Source organism: Actinoallomurus acanthiterrae (assembly GCF_054775715.1).
In genome coordinates, this window is record NZ_BAAHCO010000001.1 from 1,541,485 (window position 1) to 1,560,436 (window position 18,952).

The following is an 18,952-nucleotide window of genomic DNA, read 5'->3' on the forward strand; positions in this document are numbered from 1 at the left end:
AGTCGGAAGGAGACGCATGCCGGTCACCCTGGCCCTCGTCGGAGCGGGCATGCGCGGGTCGGACTACGGTCGCCGCGCGGTCCGTGACGGCCACGCGCGCGTCGTGGCCGTGGCCGAGCCCGTCGCCGAGCGCCGGGAGCGAGCCGCCGCCGAGCACGGGCTCGGTCCGGACCAGGTCTTCACCGACTGGCGGGAGCTGGCGGCGCTGCCGCGCCAGGCCGACGGGGTCATCGTCGCCACCCGGGACGTCGAGCACGTCGAGCCCGCCGTCGCCTTCGCCGAGCGCGGCTACCACCTGCTGCTCGAGAAGCCGATGGCGCCCACCGAGGCCGGATCGGAGGCGATCGCGGAGGCCGCCGAGCGCGCCGGGGTCATGCTGGCCGTCTGCCACGTCATGCGCTACTCCGCCTACACCCGTGCGCTGAAGGGGCTGATCGACGCGGGCCGGATCGGCGCCGTCGTCAGCGTGCAGCACCTCGAGCCGATCGGCTGGTGGCACTTCGCCCACTCGTACGTGCGCGGCAACTGGCGGCGGGAGGACGAGTCCTCTCCGATGCTGCTGGCCAAGTGCTGCCACGACATCGACTGGCTGGCCCACATCATCGGCCGGCCCTGCGCGTGTCCTCCTTCGGCGGGCTCCTCCACTTCCGCCCGGAGAACCGCCCCGAGGGCGCGGCGGACCGGTGCCTCGACTGCGCGGTCGAGGCCTCCTGCCCGTACTCCGCGTCTCGCACCTACCTCGGCTTCGTCGGCGACCCCGACCGCACGCACTGGCCGCTCAGCGCGCTGACCTTCGACACGTCGCCCGAGGGGGTCCGCGAGGCCCTGCGGCACGGGCCGTACGGCAGGTGCGTCTACTCCTGCGACAACGACGTCGCCGACCAGCAGGTCGTCACGATCGAGTACGACGGTGGGGTGACCGCGTCGTTCACCGCGACCGCCTTCACGCCCATGGGATTCCGCAAGACCCGGATCTTCGGCTCCCACGGCTCCATCGAGGGCGACGGCGTCCGGCTTACCGTCGAGGACTTCGTCTCCGGCACCCGCGAGGTCATCGAGACCGACGAGGGGGAGGAGGTCTCACTCGCCGGGGACCACGGCGGGGCGGACCAGGCCCTCACCGACGCGTTCGTCGCCGCGCTGGCCGCCGATGACCCGTCACCGCTGCTCTCCGACGCCCGTACGTCCCTCGCGAGCCACCGGCTGGTGTGGGCCGCCGAGCGGGCCCGGCGCACGGGCACCGTCGTCTCCCTCGCCGATGACGAGAGCCCCGTCAGCCTCCGTTCCACCCCCATCGCACCAGCGGAGTCACCATGAAGCACCGTTTCCCGCGTCGCGGTCTCATCGGGGCCGTCCTGGCCCTCGGGCTGTGCGCCTGCGGATCCTCCGGCACCTCCCACGACTCGGCCGGCAGCGGGCCGATCACCTGGGCCAGCTTCAAGGATCCGACCGGCACCCTCCGGAAGATCGTCGACAGCTGGAACTCCTCACACCCCGACACCAAGGTGACCCTGGTCGACCTGCCCGAAGCGGCCGACGCCCAGCGCCAGCAACTCGTCCAGAACGCCCAGATCAAGTCCACCGCGTACGACGTCGTCACGCTCGACGCCGTCTGGACCGCCGAGTTCGCCGCGAACCGGTGGGTCGACCCGATCACCGGGCTGGACACCGGCGGCTTCCTCGGCCCGTCGCTGCGCACCGGCCAGTACCACGGGAGGCTGTACGCCGCGCCGTGGCTCACCGGCGCCGGACTGCTCTACTACCGGACGGACCTGCTGAAGAAGGCCGGGATCGCCAAGCCGCCGACGACCTGGCAGGAGCTCACCGACGACTGCGCCAAGGTCCGCAAGACCGCCGACGTCGGCTGCTACGCCGGCCAGTACGACAAGTACGAGGGCCTGACCGTCAACGTCACCGAGGCGATCGGCAGCGCGGGCGGCCACGTCCTGGACGCCTCCGGGAAGCCGGCCCTGAACACCCCCGAGGCCATCGCCGGGCTGCGGTTCCTCACCGACGGGTTCAAGAACGGTCTGATCCCCAAGGCCGCCCTCACCTACCAGGAGGAGAACGGCCGGCGCGCCTTCGAAGCCGGCGAGCTGCTGTTCCACCGCAACTGGGCGTACGTTCACTCCCTCGCGAGCAAGACCGACGGCTCCAGCAAGGTCGCGGGGAAGTTCGACGTCGCGCCGCTGCCCGGGCGCACCGGCCCGGGCGTCTCCACCCTCGGCGGGAACAACGTGGCGATCTCCGCCTTCTCCAAGCACAAGCAGACGGCGCTCGACTTCATCCGGTACGTCACGGGCCCGGAGGTCGAGAAGACCTTCGGACTCGGCAGCGCGTACCCGATGTCCCGCGCCGCGCTGTACTCCGACCCGGCCATGGTCAAGGCGCAGCCGTACCTGCCCACGCTGGCCACGTCGATCCAGAACGCCCAGCCCCGGCCCGAGGCCGTCCGCTACGGCGACGTCACCGCGGCCATCCAGGAGGCGGCCTACGCGGCCCTGCGAGGACAGCAGAGCCCCGAACAGGCCCTCACCGGTCTACAGACCAAACTCGGGCCCCTCACCGCGAACTGAGGCCGCTCAGAGACGGACCGGGCGGCGGTCGACGCCCCGCCGCCCGCCGCTGTCACCGCTGCGCGAAGGCCCAGGCGTCCGTGACCATCGATCGCAGGTCGCGCTCGGGCTTCCAGCCGAGCCGGTCGGAGATCCTGGTGGAGGAGGCGATCAGCACGGCCGGGTCGCCGGCTCGCCGGGGGCTCTCCACCGCCGGGATCTCGTGCCCGGTCACCTCGCGGCACACGTCGATGACCTCGCGGACCGAGTAACCCGAGCCGCTGCCCAGGTTGAAGATCTCGTGCGTGCCCGGCGCGCAGGCGTCGAGGGCCAGCAGGTGGGCCTCGGCGAGGTCGACGACGTGGATGTAGTCGCGGACGCAGGTGCCGTCCGGCGTGGCGTAGTCGGTGCCGAAGACCGAGACCGACTCACGCTCGCCGAGCGGCACCTTCAGCACGTTGGGGATGATGTGGGTCTCGACGGTGTGCCGCTCGCCGTAGCGGCCGTAGGCGCCCGCGACGTTGAAGTAGCGCAGGCTCACCCCGCCGAGGCCGTACATCCGGGCGTACTCCGCGAGCGTCGTGTCGATGGCGAGCTTCGAGGCGCCGTACGGATTGGTCGGTCGGGTCGGGTCGGTCTCCAGGATCGGCGTGCGCTCGGGCTCGCCGTAGGTCGCGGCGGTCGAAGAGAACACGATGCGCGGCGTCCCGTGCGTCCGCATCGCGTCCAGCAGGGCCAGCGACTCGCCGAGGTTCTTGTCCCAGTACAGACCGGGCTTCTCCACGGACTCGCCGACCAGGGACTTGGCCGCGAAGTGCAGCACGCCGTCGAATCCCTCGGAGAGGGTGTCGTGGGCCGCCTCCCGCAGCGTGCCCCGGACCAGCCGCGCGCCGTCCGCGACGGCGTCGGCGTGCCCGGTCGAGAGGTCGTCCAGGACGACCACCTCGTGCCCGGCCTCCAGCAGCCTGGCCGAGACCACGCTGCCGATATAGCCGGCGCCCCCCGTGACGAGAAGTTTCATCGGACCTCCAGCGAGAATGAACCTGTACGCTTTCAGCTCTAATCTTTCCGAACAACCCGACTGGACATGGACGACCCACATAGTCTTAGGCGTTTCTCATGAGGGAAACGCTGGTGAGCGCCGCGATCGTCCTCGCGCTCATTCTCGTCGAGGCCCTTTTCGTAGCCTCCGAGATCGCCCTCGTCTCGCTGCGCGACAGCCAGGTCCGCCGAATCGCCGACCAAGGCCGGCGCGGCCAGGCGGTGGCGAGGCTCGTCGGCGATCCGAACCGCTTCCTCGCCGTGGTGCAGATCGGCGTCACGCTCACGGCCCTGCTGTCGTCCGCGTACGGCGCGATCACACTCTCCGAGACCGCCAAGAAGGCCCTGATCCGGCAGGGGATGTCCGACGGGATCGCCGGGTTCATCGGCGTCGTCGGCGTCACCCTGATCATCTCCTACGTCACGCTGGTCATCGGGGAGCTGGCGCCCAAGCGGCTCGGCCTGCAGCGGGCCGAGGGCACCGCGCAGATGGTGGCGCCGTTCCTCGACCGGATGGCGAAGGGGGCGCGGCCGGTGATCTGGCTGCTGTCGAAGTCGACCAACGTCATCGTCCGCGTACTCGGCGGCGACCCGGACACCTCCCGCGAGGCGATCACCGCCGAGGAGATCCGCGCGCTCGTGGCCGGCACCACCGAGATCGCCCCGGACGAGCGGAACCTCATCGAGGAAGTGTTCGCCGCCGGGGAGCGCCAGCTGCGCGAGGTGCTGGTGCCGCGCACCGAGGTGGAGTTCCTCGACGCGGCGACGCCGCTGGCCAAGGCCGCGCGCACGACCACGGGCAGCCCGCACTCCCGGTACCCCGTCTACCGCGACTCCCACGACGACGTGATCGGGTTCGTGCACGTCCGGGACCTGCTCGATCCGCAGCTCTCCGGGCGCTCCACGCCGGTCGGCGAGCTGGTCCGGCCGGTCCTGTACCTGCCGGCGAGCAAGCGGGTGCTGGCCGCGCTGTCGGAGATGCGGCGCGAGGGCCACCATCTGGCGATCGTCGTCGACGAGTACGGTGGGACGGCGGGGATCGTCACCCTCGAAGACCTCGTCGAGGAGCTCATCGGCGATATTCGCGACGAGTACGACGTGGAGGACGACCACGCCCGCCGGCTGCACGGCGGAGCGCTCGAGATCGACGGCCTGCTCAACCTCGACGCGTTCGCCGACGAGACCGGCCTGGAGCTGCCCGAGGGACCGTACGAGACGGTCGCGGGCTATCTCATGGCCGTGCTCGGGCACCTGCCGCAGGTCGGTGAGAACGTCGAGGTGGACGGGCATCGCCTCACCGTCACGGAGGTGGACGGCCGGCGCGTGTCGCGCGTCCGCCTCACCCCGCCGCCCGCCGCCCCGGCGGACGCCGACGAATCCTGAGAGAATCCACCTATGCCCATCGAGCCCAGCACGTCCCCGGCGCGCCCGCGGGTCCTGTCCGGCATCCAGCCGACGGCCGATTCCTTCCACCTCGGCAACTATCTCGGCGCGCTCCGTCAGTGGGTCGCCCTGCAGGACACCCACGACGCGTTCTACTGCATCGTCGACCTGCACGCCATCACGGTGGAGCACGACCCGGAGGCGCTGCGGCGGCGCACCCGGGTGGCCGCGGCGCAGCTGTTCGCGATCGGGCTGGACCCCGAGCGCAGCACGATCTTCGTGCAGAGCCAGGTGCCCGAGCACGCGGAGCTGCAGTGGGTGCTGGCCTGCCTCACCGGGTTCGGCGAGGCGAGCCGGATGACGCAGTTCAAGGACAAGTCGGCCAAGCAGGGCGCCGCTGCGGCGTCCGTCGGGCTGTTCACGTACCCGATCCTGCAGGCCGCCGACATCCTGCTCTACCAGGCCGACCAGGTGCCGGTGGGGGAGGACCAGCGGCAGCACCTCGAGCTGACCCGGACCCTCGCGCAGCGGTTCAACCACCGTTTCGGCGAGACCTTCGTCGCCCCCGAGGCGTACATCCCGAAGGCCACCGCGAAGATCACCGACCTGCAGGAGCCGACGGCGAAGATGAGCAAGTCCTCGTCCTCGCCGCAGGGCATCGTCGACCTGCTGGACGAGCCGGGCCCGCTGCGCAAGAAGATCATGCGGGCGGTCACCGACACCGGCACGGAGATCAAGGCCGACGAGGTGAACAAGCCCGGCGTCACCAACCTCCTGCGGATCCACTCCGCGCTGTCCGGCACCTCCATCGAGGACCTCGAGCGCCACTTCGAGGGCCAGGGGTACGGCGCGCTGAAGAAGGAGCTCGCCCAGATCGTCCTCGACACGTTCGAGCCGATCCGGGAGCGCACCGGCAAGCTGCTGGCCGACGAGGCGCAACTCGACCGGATGCTGGCCATCGGCGCCGACCGCGCCCGCGAGGTCGCCCGGGCGACCATGGCGACCGTTCGCGACCGGGTGGGGTTCCTGGGCCGTGCCTGACGCCGAGGAGCGCACGATCGGAGTGGCCGTCGCCATCCCCGAGCCGTACGGTCCGGAGCTGCAGCGCCGCCGCGCGTCGTTCGGCGACCCGCTGGCCGCGTCCATCCCCACCCACATCACGCTGGTGCCGCCGACGCGGGTGCCGGTCGCGGAGCTCGATGACATCGAGCGGCACCTGCGCGCGGCGGCCGAGGGTGAACACCTCTTCGACATTCACCTGCGCGGCACCGGCACCTTCCGGCCGGTGTCCCCGGTGGTGTTCGTGGCGCTCGCGGAGGGCATCGCCGACTGCGAGCGCCTCGAGCGCAAGGTCCGCCGGGGCCCGCTGGCCGTCGAGCGCGCCTTCCCGTACCACCCGCACGTGACCGTCGCCCACCATCTCGCGGACGACGTGCTGGACCGGGCGTTCAAGGAGCTGGCCTACTACGAGGCCACGTTCCCGGTGCGCGCCTTCTCGCTGTACGAGCACGGGGCGGACGGCGTCTGGCGGCCCCGGCTGCAGTTCCCGTTCGGCGGCCGTACGAACGGCTCATGAACGTTCACCCTGGGTGAATCTTCTCCCGTTACGCGGGTACTGCCCCACCATGGCGCCGCTGATCGGTGGGATGCAGCGAGGGGTCACTTCGATACAGGAGCGAGGCAAGGCGTTTCTGCGCGGGTTGCGGGCCCGCTGGCCGTGGTTCGACCACCTGGGCCGTGCGTACGAGCGGTATCAGGGCTGCCGTGGCAACCGGCTGGCCGCCGCCCTCACCTTTTACGGGTTCCTGTCGTTCTTCCCGCTGGTCGCGCTGGCCTTCGCCGTCATGGGGTACGTCGTCGCGGTCAGCCCCGGAGCGCGCGAGTACGTCACCAAGGCGATCTACGAGCTCCTGCCCGGCCTCGCCGACCGGCTGCCCGTGCAGCAGATCGCCGACGCCAAGGCGGGCGCGAGCGTGCTCGCGCTGCTCGGCCTGTCCTGGAGCGGTCTGGGCTGGATCGGCGTCTGGCGGGAGTTCCTGCGCACGATGTGGACGGGCAACCCGGAGGACGACATCAACCCCATCCTCAAGAAGCTCGCGGACCTGGGCGTCCTGCTCGTCCTCGGCCTGACCCTGCTCGCCTCCGTCGCGCTCTCGGGGCTGGCGACCTCGGCGACCCACGCCGTCCTCCACTGGGCGGGGCTGAGCCAGGTGACCGGTGCGGGCACGTTCCTCCGGCTGGTCGCGATCGGCGTCGCCATCGCGGCGAACACCTTCCTCTTCCTCGTCCTGTTCGAACGCCTGTCGGGCACCCGAGCACCCTGGCGGCAGCTCCTGCGCGGCTGTCTCTTCGGCGCCGTGGGCTTCGAGGCGCTGAAGCTGATCGGCACCTACCTCGTCGGGCACGTCATGCGGAACCCGCTGTACGCGTCGTTCGCCGTGATCGTCGGCCTGCTGATCTGGATCAACGTCGTGTCGCGGTTCATCCTGTTCACCGCGGCGTGGACGGCGACGCGCCGGGTGGTGATGAAGGCGGACGAGCCAGAGAGCGCCGAGGTCTGACGGCGCGTCGACCGCGGGGCCGCACGGCCCCGCCGGTCAACGCGCCGTCTCGTCGTCCCGGCTTCCGGCGTCGGGCGAGTCGTCGTCCACCGCCCGCGACGGCGCGGTGTCCGGCCCGTCCATCGGCTCGAACGGTCCCCGCGGCCGCACGCCCGCCTCCGCGCCGTCGCCTGCCACGGCCCGTACCGCCGACGTGCCGTCCTGAACGGACCGCTCGGCGTCCCCGGCTCCAAGGTCCGCGTCGAGCACCGTCCGCTCGGCCTCGCCGGCGGCCGGGTCCTCCTCGCGTACGGTCCGCTCGGCGTCCCCCGGGTCTCCGTCCTCGTCACGTACGGCGCGCCCGCCGTCCACGGCCGTCCGCTCGGCGTCGAGGACCGTCCGCTCGGCGTCGTCCACGGCCGTCCGCTCCGCGTCCCCGGCGGTCGTCCGGTCCTCGTCGAGCACGGTGCGCTCGGCGTCGTCCCATCCGGCCGGGTCCTCGCCGTCCCGGACCTCGTCGTCGTCCCGGGCCTCGTCGTCCCGCCGGTCGGAGGCCCGTCCGCCGTCCACGGGCTGCACCGGATTCGGTGCCGTCTGCCGGGCGGCCGGGCTCTCTCCGCCGAAGGACGGCGGGGCGCCCGCCACCTTGATGTCGCCCGGATGCGGAACCCCAGGGTCGGTATCGGCACCCCCGTCGGTGTCCGGTGGGTCCGAGCCGGGCGGCGCGGCCGTCTCCGGTGTGAAGGTGCGGACGTGGCCGCCGGAGGGCGGCGGCGGTGCCCCGGCACCGGCGGGTGCCGCGCGCCGGCGACGGCGCACGACGATCGTCAGGCCGATGACGATCGCCAGGAGGGCGGCGCCTCCGCCCCCGGCGAGGCCGAGCTTCCGCCAGTCGGGGCCGTCGACGGGGGAGACGTGGACGATCTGCGGTCTCTTCGCCGCGGCCGGGACGGTCTTCTTCGGCTGCGGCGGCGGGATCGGATCCACGAGCGTCCCGACGGAGCCGGTCTTCGCCCGCTCGTCGAAGCCCCAGTCCAGCAGGGACCGCGCGTCACCCCAGAAGTCGGACTGGGCGTGCATCAGCGCGATGATGATCGTGTGTCCGTTGCGGGTGGCCGCGCCGACGAAGCTGCCCAGCGCGTGGCTGGTCCAGCCGTTCTTGCCGCCGATCATGCCCTTGTATCGGTTGCCGACGAGCAGGTGGTCGTGCGTGCCGATCTGGTAGCCGCCGGTCTTCTTGCCCTTCGCCCGCTCCTTCTTGTCGGGGGGAGCCGGCCAGTCGTAGAGCGTCGCGCCGACGTACTTGCGGAAGTCGGGCAGGGTCAGGCCCTGCTTCATGATCAATGCGAGGTCGTACGCCGAGCTGTGCTGCTGCGCGAGCGTGAGCGGCGGGTCGTCGTCGAGGCCGTTGGGCGTCTGGGCGACGGTGTCCAGGGCCTGGATCCGGTGGGCCTCGGCGTTCATCTGGTCGATGGACGGCTTGAAGCCGCCGTTCGCCTCGGTCAGCGCGATGGCCGCGTCGTTCCCGGACTGCATGAGCAGCCCGTGGAACAGGTCGCTGACGGTGTAGGTCCACTTGGTGTCCATGCCGACCGCCGACCCGGACGCGTTCACCGCGTTCTGCGACGGCTTCATCTTCTTCGCCGGGTCCAGGCGCGGGATGAGCGTGATCGCGGTCAGCGTCTTCAGCGTGCTGGCGGGCTTGTAGTGGCCGTGCGGGTCCTTCGCCGCGAGGATCCGTCCCGTCTCCAGGTCCGCGATGACGTACGACGAGGCCTGGATGTGCGGCGGGGCGGACATTCCGGAGGACCGGTCCCACAGGTAGCCGTGACCGCTCAACCCGGGGCCGCCGACGACCGTGTCGGCCTGGGCCGGCGTGGCGTAAAGCGGCGCGACACCCACAAAAAGGGTCAGGATGGCGATTAACGTTCTTCGCATGGCGGCCCAACGGTAGACGACGGGTACGTGCACCGACACAGGGGGTGTACCCCCAATAATGACGGCTGATGATCCCCTCTAGGTTCGCCGCCATTTCTTGATCGGCCTTGCCGCATTGATGATCGTCGGGTGGTCGGCGCTTGCCGAGAACTTGGGCGGAGGACTGGCCCGGACCACCGCGTTCCACGTCGTCCATACCTTCCGGCCTGCGTGAACACCGGCGTGGCCGGCCGGTCGCGGTGTGAAGTAGGCCACCATGTAACCGAACGGCGATCGGTCGTACGATCGCACAAGGGTGAGGCGGAGCCGCGCAGCCTGCCCCGTTGAGAGCGTTCCAGCAGGTCAGCGGCCTGAATGGGAAGGTGATTACGGCATGCGTTCCGAGTCGGGGCTGCCGATCGAACCCGTCTACGAACCCGAGGCGCTGGAGGGATTCGACCCTGCGGCGCAGCTGGGCGAGCCGGGCGCGTTCCCCTTCACGCGCGGGGTGTACCCGACGATGTACACCCAGCGGCCGTGGACGATGCGGCAGTACGCCGGGTTCGGCACCGCCGCGGAGTCGAACCGGCGCTACCACCAGCTGATCGAGGCGGGCACCGCGGGCCTGTCGGTGGCCTTCGACCTGCCCACGCAGATGGGCTACGACTCCGACGCGGAGATCGCCCGCAGCGAGGTCGGCAAGGTCGGCGTCGCGATCGACTCGATCGAGGACATGCGCGTGCTGTTCGACGGCATCCCGCTCGGCGAGGTGTCGACGTCCATGACGATCAACGCGCCCGCGGCCGTGCTCCTGCTGCTCTACCAGCTCGTGGCCGAGGAGCAAGGGGTCCCCGCCGACCGGCTCACCGGCACGGTCCAGAACGACATCCTCAAGGAGTACATCGCGCGGGGCACCTACATCTTCCCGCCGAAGCCGAGCCTGCGCCTGGTCGCCGACACGTTCCGGTACTGCAAGGACGAGATCCCCAAGTGGAACACGATCTCGATCTCCGGCTACCACATGGCCGAGGCCGGGGCGACGCCCGTACAGGAGATCGCGTTCACGCTCGCCAACGCCAAGGAGTACGTCCGGGCCGCCGTCGAGTCGGGGCTGGACGTCGACGCGTTCGCGCCGCGGCTGTCGTTCTTCTTCGTGGCCCGCACCACGCTGCTGGAGGAGGTCGCGAAGTTCCGCGCGGCCCGCCGGATCTGGGCGCACATCATGCGGGAGGAGTTCGGGGCGAAGAACCCCAAGTCCCAGATGCTGCGGTTCCACACCCAGACCGCGGGCGTCCAGCTCACCGCCCAGCAGCCGGAGGTCAACCTCGTCCGCGTCGCGATCCAGGCGCTCGGCGCGGTCCTGGGCGGCACGCAGTCGCTGCACACCAACTCCTACGACGAGGCGATCGCGCTTCCCACGGAGAAGGCCGCCCGCCTCGCCCTGCGCACCCAGCAGGTGATCGCGCACGAGTCCGACCTGACGCGGACCGTCGACCCGTTCGCCGGGTCGTACGCCGTCGAGTCGATGACCGACGAGATCGAGGAGGCCGCCCGCGCGCTCATCGACCAGGTCGAGGAGATGGGCGGGGCGGTGAACGCCATCGAGAAGAGTTTCCAGAAGGCCGAGATCGAGCGGTCGGCGTACCGCACGGCGCTGGAGATCGACGGTGGCGAGCGCGTCGTGGTCGGCGTGAACCGCTACCGGACCGACGGCGAGGAGCCGTACGAGCCGCTGCGCGTGGACCCGGCCATCGGGGAGGCCCAGGCCGAGCGGCTGGCCCGGCTGCGCGCCGAACGCGACAACGACGAGGTCCGCCGGCGCCTCGACGACCTGCGCCACCTCGCGGAGAAGGAGGGCGCGCAAGCCGAGTCCGGCGACGTCTCCGCAGGTGACGGCAACCTGCTGTACCCGCTGAAGGAGGCGCTGCGGGCCCGCGCCACCGTCGGCGAGGTCTGCGACGCGCTGCGCGACGTGTGGGGCACGTACGTCCCCGCCGACGCGTACTGAGTTTTACGCCTACGAACGTCCCCATCGGCGCCCGCCGCGAGCCCCGCTGACGGGCGATGATCCCCCCGGGAGCGACGAATGCCTGAGATGAGCGACGAGTGGCGGGCGAACATCGACGCCCACGAGCAGACGGCCCGTTCGATGATCGCCTTGGGGGATGAGCTCGGCGCCGCGGACTGGGAACGCGCGACCGAGTGCCCCGGCTGGTCGGTCAAGGACCAGTACTCCCATGTCCTGGGGGTGGAGCGCTGGCTGCTCGGGGAGGCTCCGGACGACGAGCCGCGGACGGTGGCCAACACCGCCCTCGACGTGGAGCTCTGCCGCTCCTGGCCGCCGGAGAAGATCCTCGGCGAGCTGCGCGGGGTGATCGACCGGCGGGTCGCGGCGCTGCGCTCCGCCGCCGTCGACCTGACGCGGATGGTGACCACGCCGTTCGGCGTGACGATGGCGTACGGCGACTTCATGCGGTTCCGGGCGCTCGACGTGTGGATGCACGAGCAGGACGTCCGCCGCGCGACGGGGCGGCGTGGCAACCTCGACGGTCCCGCCGCCGAGGCGGTCGCCCGGATCCTCGGCGGTTCCCTGCCGGCCACCGTGGCCAAGCGGGCGGGGGCCGCGCCGGGCCAGATCGTGGTGTTCGAGATGTCGACGCGTCGCTGGTGCGTCGAGGTCGGCGCGGACGGCCGGGCCCGCTTCGCAGAGGAGCCACCCGAGCCGACCGTGCGGCTCCGCATGGAGTGGGAGACGTTCGTGCGGCTCGGCGGCGGCCGGGTGGACCCGTCCGAGGCCGACGTACGGGTCTTCGGGGACCAAGATCTCGCCGGCCGGGTGCTCGCCGGAATGTCCGTGATGCCGTAGGGGCGGATGAGGCTGATGATCAAGATGGTCATTAGTGAGGATTGCTCGTAGCCGGAACGGATGGCGGTGGCCGCTCGGTGGGTGCCCCAGAAGAGTCAACCGCGCATCGCGGGGCAAAGACGTCCCGAGACGGCATCCCGTCGGCGGGCATGATGGTCACCGGATCGAGGCGATTTCGGTGGTCACTCGAGGCAGCCGACGTGCTGGCCGAATTACGCCACACGAGCGGCATTAACCTGCAAGGATTGAGGGACGACGGAGGTTGGCCGTGGCCATCGAGTTCAACGCCTCGCGAGGCGCGACTCTGGGCGTCGAGTGGGAGCTTCAGCTCATCGACGACCAGACCCGGTTCCTTCGTCAGGATGCCGGACAGGTGCTGGGGGCGCTGCCCGGGCTCAGTGAGGCCGAGCGCAATCCCAAGATCCGCCATGAGCTCATGGAGTCGACCGTGGAGATCGTCACCGACGTGTGCCACACGGTCTCCGAGGCGCGCGCCGACCTCGCCGCCACCATCGCCGAGCTGCGCTCCGTCGCCGAGCCGCGCGGCATCGCGCTGGCCTGCACCGGAACGCATCCGATCAGCGACTGGCGCGACGCGCAGATGGCGCCGATCCAGCGCTACGCCGAGCTCGTCGAGCAGTACCAGTGGCTGGCCCGGCGCATCCAGACGTTCGGCGTGCACGTCCACGTCGGGATCCGCTCCGTCGACAAGGCCATCCCGATCGTGAACGCCCTGGCCGCCTATCTCCCGCACTTCCTCGCGCTCACCGCGTCGAGCCCGTTCTGGTGCGGCGACGACACGGGCCTGGCCTCGAGCCGGGCCATCGTCTTCGGGGCGCTGCCCACCGCCGGCCCGCCGCACCTGCTGGCGGACTGGGCGGAGTTCGAGGCGTACATGGACACGCTGCTGCGCGCCAAGGCGATCAGGAGCATCAAAGAGGTCTGGTGGGACATCCGGCCGCACCCGGATTTCGGCACGATCGAGATCCGGATGTTCGACGGCATCCCGACGCTCCGCGAGGTCGGAATGGCCACGGCGCTGTGCCAGTGCCTCGTCGAACTCTTCGATCACCAGCTCGATCGCGGATACACTTTGCCCAGCCCAGCCGCCTGGGTCGTACGCGACAACAAATGGCGAGCGACCCGGTACGGCTTGGACGCCATCGTGATCACCGACGATCACGGAACGACCGCTCCGCTCCGCGACGAGCTCTATGAGCTGGTCCGGGAGCTGGAGCCGATAGCGGACCGGCTCGGCTGCGCCGAAGATCTGAAGGTGCTCTCCGACGTCCTCGACAATGGCGCCTCCTATGAGCGGCAGCGCGCCATCGTCGCCGACGGCGGCGGCCTGGAGGACGTCGTTACCGCGGCTCTCACGGAGTTCCGGGAGGACCGGTTCGTCAATCCACGGGAGGTGACACATGCGGGGGCCTGAACTCCCCGGTAATGAGCCATCGGGAGGAGGGCTGAGACCGCAACTCGACTCCTTTCTGGCCGAGCACGAGAGTGATCTCATTGCCTTCCGCCGGGACTTGCACATGCACCCGGAGCTCGGTTTCGCCGAGCACCGAACGACGGCGCGCCTCGTCGAGGCGCTGACCGCGGCTGGGCTGCGGCCCAAGCGGCTCCCCAAGGGCACCGGACTGATCTGCGACGTCGGCAACGGCGACGGGCCGGTCGTCGGCCTGCGCGCCGACATCGACGCGCTTCCCCTGGCCGACGAGAAGGACGTCCCCTACCGCTCGACGGTGCCCGGCGTCTGCCACGCCTGCGGCCACGACGTGCACACCTCGATCCTGCTCGGGGTGGGGCAGTTCTTCGCCCGGCAGGCCGCGGCCGGTCTCGTGCCCGGACGGGTCCGGCTGATCTTCCAGCCGGCCGAGGAGACGCCGGGCGGCGCCTTGGACGTCCTGGCCGCCGGAGGCATCGCCGGAGTCGACCGCATCTTCGCGCTCCACTGCGACCCCCGGCTGGAGGTCGGCCGCCTGGGACTGCGGGTCGGCCCCATCACCGCGGCCTGCGACAAGGTGAACGTCCGGGTCGCCGGGCCGGGCGGCCACACGGCGCGCCCCCACCTCACCGCCGACCTGGTGTACGCCCTGGCCAAGATCGTCACCGAGCTGCCGGCGGCCCTGTCGCGGCGCGTCGACCCGCGTTCCAGCCTCAGCCTCGTGTGGGGCCGGGTGTCGGCCGGGTCGGTGGCCAACGCCATCCCCGACGACGGCATCGCCCAGGGCACCGTGCGCTGCCTCGACGAGGAGGCGTGGCACTCCGCGCCCGAGCTGATGAAGACCCTGCTCGACTCGGTGGCCAGCGCGTACGACGTGAAGGCCGAGCTGGACTACGTCCGCGGCGTTCCCCCGACGGTCAACGAGAAGACGAGCGTCGACATGTTCCGCACCGCCGTCGGCAGCGTCCTCGGTGAGGACGGCGCCACGGGCACCCCGCAAAGTCTCGGCGGTGAGGACTTCGGCTGGTTCCTCGAGTCGATCCCCGGCGCGCTCGCCCGCCTCGGTGTCGCGGCGCCCGGCATGGCCGGGGCGTACGACCTGCATCGCGGCACCTTCGACGTGGACGAGCGGAGCATCGGCATCGGCGTACGGATCATGGTCGCCACGGCGCTGACCGCGCTGTGGGAGAGCCGCGCCGACGCCACCGAACCGATCGGTGAACCCGCCGCATAACGATCACTTCACCCCGACGCGGGCGGCCCCGACCCCCGGCCGCCCCCGTACGTCCCCTCTGACGGCCTGACCAGTGACGATGCGCTCTCGCCTTGATAACGGACGCGTTGCGACACGGTTGCTTTGGTTCGTTCCGCCCCTGGCTCCGACTATGGTCCGAGAGATTCGTGCCAAGAAGCACATTTCGGTCGGGGTCAAATTGGAGGAACCACCTTGCGCCGTGCAGTGAAGATGACCGCCGTGGTCGCGAGCGCGGTGCTTGCACTGAGCGCCGCCGGCTGCGGTGGCAAGAAGGCCAGCACCGGGGGTGGCGGCGGTGGCGGCGACGGCAAGAAGTCCCTCAAGGTCGGTCTCGCGTACGACGTGGGCGGCCGGGGTGACAAGTCGTTCAACGACGCCGCGTACGCCGGCCTGCAGAAGGTCCAGAGCGACCTGAAGCTCGACGTCAAGGACATCGAGGCCAAAGAGGGCGAGAGCGACAACGACAAGATCCAGCGCCTGCAGCTGCTGGCTCAGTCGGGCTACAACCCGGTGATCGCGGTCGGCTTCGTGTACGCGACGGCGCTCGGCAAGGTCGCGCCGAAGTTCCCGAACACCAAGTTCGCCATCATCGACGACGACTCGGTCCAGCAGGCGAACGTCGCCGACCTGCTGTTCGCCGAGCAGGAGGGCTCCTACCTCGTCGGTGCCGCGGCGGCCAAGAAGTCCAAGACCGGCAACATCGGCTTCGTCGGCGGCGTCGCGACCCCGCTGATCAAGAAGTTCGAGGCCGGGTACGTCGCGGGGGCCAAGAAGGTCAACCCGAACGTCAAGATCCAGATCAAGTACATCTCCCAGCCGCCGGACTTCGGTGGCTTCAAGGACCCGGCCAAGGGCAAGACGATCGCCCAGGGCATGTACGACCAGGGCGCGGACGTGGTCTACGCGGCGGCGGGCCTGTCCGGCACCGGTTCGCTGCAGGCGGCCACCTCCACCAAGAAGTGGTTCATCGGCGTCGACTCCGACCAGTACCAGACGGCGTCCGCCGACGAGAAGCCGTACGTGCTGACCTCGATGCTCAAGCGCGTCGACACCGCGGTGTTCAACTTCGTCAAGGACGTCGGCGACAACAAGTTCGCCAAGGGCGACCAGCGGTTCAGCCTCAAGAACGACGGCATCGACTACTCCAAGTCGAACCCGACGGCGCTGGGTGACCTGCCGGCGACCCTCGACGACCTGAAGCAGCAGATCGTCTCCGGAAAGATCACACCGCCCGAGAAGTGACGGCGGTAAGGGCTCGGGCCCGGGTGGACGGCCGCTTCGGTCTCCCTCCCGGGCCCACTGGTGCGGGAGCAGGGCATGTCCACGACTGAGCCGGCGGTCGAGCTGCACGGCATCACGAAGCGCTTCCCCGGCGTCGTGGCGAACCACGACATCGACATCACGGTCGCGGCGGGTACCGTCCACGCGATCGTCGGGGAGAACGGCGCGGGCAAGTCGACCCTGATGAAGATCCTCTACGGCATGCAGCGGCCGGACGAGGGGACGATCAAGGTCAACGGCGCGGTGGCGGATCTCCATTCGCCCGCCGACGCCATCGCGCGCGGCATCGGCATGGTGCACCAGCACTTCATGCTCGCCGACAATCTCACCGTCCTGGAGAACGTCGTCCTCGGCGCGGAGAAGCTCCACGGCATCGGCGGCGGCGCGCGCAGGCGGATCAAGGAGATCTCCGACCAGTACGGCCTCGGCGTCGAGCCGGACCGCCTGGTCGAGGACCTCGGCGTCGGCGCCCGCCAGCGCGTCGAGATCCTCAAGGTCCTCTACCGCGGGGCGAAGATCCTCATCCTCGATGAGCCGACCGCGGTCCTCGTGCCGCAGGAGGTCGACGAGCTCTTCGCCAACCTCGAGGAGCTCAAACGCGAGGGCCTGACCGTCATCTTCATCTCGCACAAGCTCGACGAGGTCCTCAAGGTCGCCGACGCGATCACGGTGATCCGCCGGGGCACGACCGTGGCCTCCGCCGATCCCCGGGAGGTCTCCGCCCGGCAGCTGGCCGAGCTCATGGTCGGCAGCGAGCTGCCGGTCCCCGAGCTGCGGGAGTCCACGGTGACCGACGTCCCGGTGTTGACCCTCGAGGGGGTCACGGTCCGCAACGCGAGCGGCCGCGCCGTCGTCGACGACGTCTCCCTGACCATCCACGAGGGCGAGATCCTCGGCATCGCCGGCGTCGAGGGCAACGGCCAGGCCGAGCTCGTCGAGGCGATCATGGGCATGCTGCCGGTCGAGTCCGGCGTGATCCGGCTCGGCGGGGAGGACCTGGTCGGCCGATCGACCCGGCACCGCCGGGAGCTGGGCATCGGGTTCATCCCCGAGGACCGGCACCGGCACGGCCTGCTGCTGGAGTCCCCGCTGTGGGAGAACCGCATCCTCGGCCACCAGACCCGGTCGCCCAACGTGAAGGGCCTCCTGATCGACCGCGCCGGCGCCCGCCGGGACACCGAGCGGATCGTCGAGGACTACGACGTGCGGACCCCCGGCATCGACGTCACCGCGGCTTCCCTGTCCGGCGGCAACCAGCAGAAGCTCATCGTCGGCCGGGAGATGTCCGGCGAGCCGAAGCTGCTGATCGCCGCCCACCCGACCCGCGGCGTCGACGTCGGCGCGCAGTCCGCGATCTGGGACCACCTGCGGCACGCCCGGGCCGAGGGCCTGGCGGTGCTGCTCATCTCCGCCGATCTCGACGAGCTGATCGGCATGTCGGACACCCTGCGGGTGATCCTGCGCGGCCGGCTCGTCGGGGACGCCGACCCGGCCACCATCACCCCGGACGCACTCGGCTCCCTCATGACCGGCGCCGGAGAGGGGAGCGCGGCATGATCTCCAACCTGCTCGCGAAGTCGTACGCGCGGACGGCGGTCGCGGCGCTCATCGCGCTCGTCTTCGCGGTCGTCGTGACCTCGATCGTGCTGTCGGTGAGCGGGTTCAACCCGCCGTCGACGTTCCAGGCGATGTTCTCGTTCGGCAAGCAGCCCGACAGCGTCGTCAACACCGTGAACCGCGCGGCGACGTACTACCTGTCGGCGCTCGCGGTGGCGATCGGGTTCCGGATGAACCTCTTCAACATCGGCGTCGACGGCCAGTACCGGCTCGCGGCGATGCTCGCCGCCGCGGCGGGCGGCGCGTGGGCGCTGCCGGCCGGTCTCCACCAGCTCGTGATCATCGTCGTCGCGGCCGTCGTCGGCGGCGCGTGGGCGGGCATCGCCGCGATCCTCAAGGTGACGCGCGGCGTCAGCGAGGTCATCTCGACCATCATGCTGAACTTCATCGGCACCGGGGTGATCGCCTTCCTGCTCAGCCCCGACCGCCTCGCGGTGAAGGTCGCCGGCAGCAACAACATCGGCACCAAGCCCATCGCGTCGTCCGGGCGGGTGCCGGGGATCTCCTACCCGGGCAGCGACCTGAAGATCTACGGCCTGGTCTTCCTGGCGGTGCTGGCCGGCCTCGCCTTCTGGTACATGATCAACAGGACGCGTTTCGGCTTCGACCTGCGGGCCACCGGCCTGTCCCAGAGCGCCGCGGTCGCCAGCGGCGTCGACGCCAAGCGCATGGTGATCTACGCGATGGTCCTGTCCGGCGCGGTGGCCGGCCTGGTCGGCATGCCGCAGCTGCTCGGCGGGTCGTACTCCTACTCGCTGGACTTCCCGACCGGGATCGGCTTCACCGGCATCGGCATCGCCCTGCTCGGCCGGAACAACCCGGTCGGCATCGCGTTCGCGTCGCTGCTGTGGGCTTTCCTCGACCAGTCGTCGCAGATCCTCGAGTTCAACGACATCCCGAAGGAGATCGTCGCCATCACCCAGGCGGCCGTGCTGCTGTCGGTGGTCGTGGTGTACGAAATCGTCAACCGGGTGGGCCGGCGGATGGACCAGCGGCGCGTGGCCGCGGAGCTCGGCGAGGTGGCAGCGTGAACACGGCGTACGGCTC

16 protein-coding genes are annotated in these 18,952 nt (G+C 70.5%); 14 read left to right on the top strand and 2 right to left on the bottom strand.

What is annotated here, in order from left to right:
• Nucleotides 1-16 precede the first annotated feature (16 nt).
• The 3 genes from ACYVF7_RS07725 to ACYVF7_RS07735 all read left to right on the top strand — a co-directional run bounded on the left by ACYVF7_RS07725 (nt 17) and on the right by ACYVF7_RS07735 (nt 2,576).
• On the top strand, nt 17-790 hold the full coding sequence (locus tag ACYVF7_RS07725; RefSeq protein ID WP_460336976.1) for a Gfo/Idh/MocA family protein: 774 nt from the start codon (nt 17-19) through the stop codon (nt 788-790).
• 125 nt (nt 791-915) lie between these two features.
• A complete protein-coding gene (locus tag ACYVF7_RS07730) occupies nt 916-1,317 on the top strand; it encodes a hypothetical protein (protein WP_460336979.1) in 402 nt (133 codons plus the stop codon).
• Complete coding sequence (locus ACYVF7_RS07735) at nt 1,314-2,576, top strand: ABC transporter substrate-binding protein (protein WP_460336981.1); 1,263 nt, start codon at nt 1,314-1,316, stop codon at nt 2,574-2,576. The genes ACYVF7_RS07730 and ACYVF7_RS07735 overlap by 4 nt, the downstream gene beginning before the upstream one ends.
• Before the next feature lie 52 nt (nt 2,577-2,628).
• On the opposite strand, the gene galE is transcribed toward ACYVF7_RS07735, so the two are convergent.
• The gene (gene galE, locus ACYVF7_RS07740; protein ID WP_460336984.1) at nt 2,629-3,576 is read right to left on the bottom strand and encodes a UDP-glucose 4-epimerase GalE; all 948 of its coding nucleotides are present in this window, start codon (nt 3,574-3,576) and stop codon (nt 2,629-2,631) included.
• A gap of 98 nt (nt 3,577-3,674) precedes the next feature.
• On the opposite strand from galE, the gene ACYVF7_RS07745 reads away from it, so the two are divergent.
• The 4 genes from ACYVF7_RS07745 to ACYVF7_RS07760 are packed head-to-tail and all read left to right on the top strand — an operon-like array spanning nt 3,675 to nt 7,540.
• Nucleotides 3,675-4,979, top strand: coding sequence for a hemolysin family protein (locus ACYVF7_RS07745; protein ID WP_460336987.1), 1,305 nt, complete (start codon nt 3,675-3,677; stop codon nt 4,977-4,979).
• Nucleotides 4,980-4,991: 12 nt separating this feature from the next.
• Nucleotides 4,992-6,020, top strand: a complete 1,029-nt coding sequence (trpS, locus tag ACYVF7_RS07750) for a tryptophan--tRNA ligase (protein WP_460336990.1) — start codon at nt 4,992-4,994, stop codon at nt 6,018-6,020.
• Nucleotides 6,013-6,555, top strand: coding sequence for a 2'-5' RNA ligase family protein (locus tag ACYVF7_RS07755; protein ID WP_460336993.1), 543 nt, complete (start codon nt 6,013-6,015; stop codon nt 6,553-6,555). Before trpS ends, ACYVF7_RS07755 begins: the two co-directional genes overlap by 8 nt.
• A 49-nt stretch (nt 6,556-6,604) precedes the next feature.
• Nucleotides 6,605-7,540 carry a YihY/virulence factor BrkB family protein gene (locus ACYVF7_RS07760; protein WP_460336996.1) on the top strand — a complete coding sequence of 312 codons (936 nt, stop codon included), beginning with the start codon at nt 6,605-6,607 and terminating at the stop codon, nt 7,538-7,540.
• 36 nt (nt 7,541-7,576) lie between these two features.
• On the opposite strand, the gene ACYVF7_RS07765 is transcribed toward ACYVF7_RS07760, so the two are convergent.
• Nucleotides 7,577-9,457 carry a D-alanyl-D-alanine carboxypeptidase family protein gene (locus ACYVF7_RS07765; RefSeq protein ID WP_460336999.1) on the bottom strand — a complete coding sequence of 627 codons (1,881 nt, stop codon included), beginning with the start codon at nt 9,455-9,457 and terminating at the stop codon, nt 7,577-7,579.
• A 373-nt stretch (nt 9,458-9,830) separates the two neighbouring features.
• Here ACYVF7_RS07765 and ACYVF7_RS07770 point away from each other — a divergent pair, with 373 nt between their 5' ends.
• The 7 genes from ACYVF7_RS07770 to ACYVF7_RS07800 all read left to right on the top strand — a co-directional run bounded on the left by ACYVF7_RS07770 (nt 9,831) and on the right by ACYVF7_RS07800 (nt 18,936).
• On the top strand, nt 9,831-11,444 hold the full coding sequence (locus ACYVF7_RS07770; RefSeq protein ID WP_460337002.1) for an acyl-CoA mutase large subunit family protein: 1,614 nt from the start codon (nt 9,831-9,833) through the stop codon (nt 11,442-11,444).
• Between the two features lie 78 nt (nt 11,445-11,522).
• Nucleotides 11,523-12,302, top strand: coding sequence for a maleylpyruvate isomerase family mycothiol-dependent enzyme (locus ACYVF7_RS07775; RefSeq protein ID WP_460337005.1), 780 nt, complete (start codon nt 11,523-11,525; stop codon nt 12,300-12,302).
• 268 nt (nt 12,303-12,570) lie between these two features.
• The gene (locus ACYVF7_RS07780) at nt 12,571-13,737 is read left to right on the top strand and encodes a glutamate--cysteine ligase (protein ID WP_460337008.1); all 1,167 of its coding nucleotides are present in this window, start codon (nt 12,571-12,573) and stop codon (nt 13,735-13,737) included.
• A complete protein-coding gene (locus tag ACYVF7_RS07785) occupies nt 13,724-14,986 on the top strand; it encodes an amidohydrolase (RefSeq protein WP_460337011.1) in 1,263 nt (420 codons plus the stop codon). The genes ACYVF7_RS07780 and ACYVF7_RS07785 overlap by 14 nt, the downstream gene beginning before the upstream one ends.
• 213 nt (nt 14,987-15,199) lie before the next feature.
• A complete protein-coding gene (locus ACYVF7_RS07790; protein WP_460337013.1) occupies nt 15,200-16,249 on the top strand; it encodes a BMP family lipoprotein in 1,050 nt (349 codons plus the stop codon).
• A gap of 75 nt (nt 16,250-16,324) precedes the next feature.
• Entirely contained in the window at nt 16,325-17,845 is a 1,521-nt protein-coding gene (locus ACYVF7_RS07795) for an ABC transporter ATP-binding protein (RefSeq protein ID WP_460337016.1), read from the top strand.
• Complete coding sequence (locus ACYVF7_RS07800) at nt 17,842-18,936, top strand: ABC transporter permease (RefSeq protein ID WP_460337019.1); 1,095 nt, start codon at nt 17,842-17,844, stop codon at nt 18,934-18,936. Before ACYVF7_RS07795 ends, ACYVF7_RS07800 begins: the two co-directional genes overlap by 4 nt.
• The last annotated feature ends 16 nt before the right edge of the window (nt 18,937-18,952 follow it).

Excerpts from the sequence above, each read along its gene's own strand:
- ACYVF7_RS07745 (WP_460336987.1), top strand. The coding sequence starts at position 3,675 with ATGAGGGAAACGCTGGTGAGCGCCGCGATCGTCCTCGCGCTCATTCTC.
- trpS (WP_460336990.1), top strand. The coding sequence starts at position 4,992 with ATGCCCATCGAGCCCAGCACGTCCCCGGCGCGCCCGCGGGTCCTGTCC.
- ACYVF7_RS07795 (WP_460337016.1), top strand. The coding sequence starts at position 16,325 with ATGTCCACGACTGAGCCGGCGGTCGAGCTGCACGGCATCACGAAGCGC.
- ACYVF7_RS07765 (WP_460336999.1), bottom strand. The coding sequence starts at position 9,457 with ATGCGAAGAACGTTAATCGCCATCCTGACCCTTTTTGTGGGTGTCGCG.
- ACYVF7_RS07735 (WP_460336981.1), top strand. The coding sequence starts at position 1,314 with ATGAAGCACCGTTTCCCGCGTCGCGGTCTCATCGGGGCCGTCCTGGCC.
- ACYVF7_RS07760 (WP_460336996.1), top strand. The coding sequence starts at position 6,605 with ATGGCGCCGCTGATCGGTGGGATGCAGCGAGGGGTCACTTCGATACAG.
- ACYVF7_RS07785 (WP_460337011.1), top strand. The coding sequence starts at position 13,724 with ATGCGGGGGCCTGAACTCCCCGGTAATGAGCCATCGGGAGGAGGGCTG.
- ACYVF7_RS07800 (WP_460337019.1), top strand. The coding sequence starts at position 17,842 with ATGATCTCCAACCTGCTCGCGAAGTCGTACGCGCGGACGGCGGTCGCG.
- galE (WP_460336984.1), bottom strand. The coding sequence starts at position 3,576 with ATGAAACTTCTCGTCACGGGGGGCGCCGGCTATATCGGCAGCGTGGTC.
- ACYVF7_RS07770 (WP_460337002.1), top strand. The coding sequence starts at position 9,831 with ATGCGTTCCGAGTCGGGGCTGCCGATCGAACCCGTCTACGAACCCGAG.
- ACYVF7_RS07775 (WP_460337005.1), top strand. The coding sequence starts at position 11,523 with ATGCCTGAGATGAGCGACGAGTGGCGGGCGAACATCGACGCCCACGAG.
- ACYVF7_RS07725 (WP_460336976.1), top strand. The coding sequence starts at position 17 with ATGCCGGTCACCCTGGCCCTCGTCGGAGCGGGCATGCGCGGGTCGGAC.